The following is a 1,187-nucleotide window of genomic DNA, read 5'->3' as shown; positions in this document are numbered from 1 at the left end:
GCCATCACTGCGGTGAAAGATGACGTGGGCGCGATTACCGGCGAACTGCAAAAGAACGCGGTGACCGACGATGCTCGTCCGACTGTGGAAGGTACAGCGGAAGCGGGGGCCATCGTGTCCGTTTACAGCAACGGCGAGTTGCTGGGTACCGTCAAAGCTGACGCCAAAGGTAACTGGAGCTTTACTCCGGATGCGGACCTGAAAGATGGTCTTCACAACTTGACGGCAACCGCGACCAAAGGGGGCGGCAAAATCAGCCCGTCAACCGGTCAGTATCCGATCACTGTGGATACCGTCGCGCCTGGCAAAGCCGATGCTGAACTAAGCGATGACGTGGGGGCTGTCCAGGGACCAATTGTCAGCGGTGATACCACTGATGACAACACGCCGACCTTCAACGGTACAGCTGAAGCCAACAGCACCGTGATCATCTACGACCATGGCGCTGAAATTGGTCGTGCATCTGCGGACGACGATGGTAATTGGAGCTTCACGCCAAGTACGCCGCTGGCAGAGGGCGGTCATAGCCTAAGCACGGCGGTAGTAGATAAAGCGGGTAATTTGGGCGACAAGAGCACGGCGATCGACTTCACGGTTGACACACGCGCCGTGGAAATCTCGATCACCAGCGTCGTGGATGATGTAGGCAGCAAGCAAGGCAACCTTGGTAACGGTGACGTCACCGACGACACCATGCCAACGTTGAATGGCAAGGCGACGGCTAACGCTACGGTCAACATTTACGACGGCAAGGTATTGCTAGGTTCGACCCAGTCCAACAGCAAAGGTGAATGGAGCTTCACGCCGACAACAGCCTTGGTTGAAGGTGGTCACCAGTTGACGGCCACCGTGGTTACTGCAGCCGGTGGCGAAAGCCAGCCGACGTCGGTATTTGACTTGATCGTGGATACCACGGCACCGGCTAAAGTCATCATTGATAACGTGATGGACGATGTGGGTGAAATTCAGGGGCCGATCGCCAATGGTGGTTTTACCGATGACACCACACCGACCCTGTCGGGTACTGGCGAGCCGGGAAGCACTGTACATATCTACGATAAAGACAACCTGCTGGGCAGTGTTGAAGTGGATGGAAAAGGCAACTGGAGTTTCACGCCAAGTCCACTGAACAACGGTGAGCACAGTTTCACGGTCATTAATGAAGACAAGGCTGGTAACGTCGGCGC

The 1,187-nt window shown here is 55.9% G+C and carries 1 protein-coding gene; it reads left to right on the top strand.

All coding sequences use genetic code 11. The features are described from left to right. A partial coding sequence (locus ICA16_RS28115) for an Ig-like domain-containing protein (RefSeq protein ID WP_228734234.1) occupies window positions 1-1,187 on the top strand: 1,187 nt, incomplete at both ends.

This window comes from Pseudomonas anatoliensis (assembly GCF_017976235.1).
In the GTDB taxonomy this organism is placed as follows: Bacteria; Pseudomonadota; Gammaproteobacteria; order Pseudomonadales; family Pseudomonadaceae; genus Aquipseudomonas; species Aquipseudomonas anatoliensis.
Note: the sequence above shows the minus strand (reverse complement) of the source record. Positions and strands in the feature narration are given on the sequence as shown.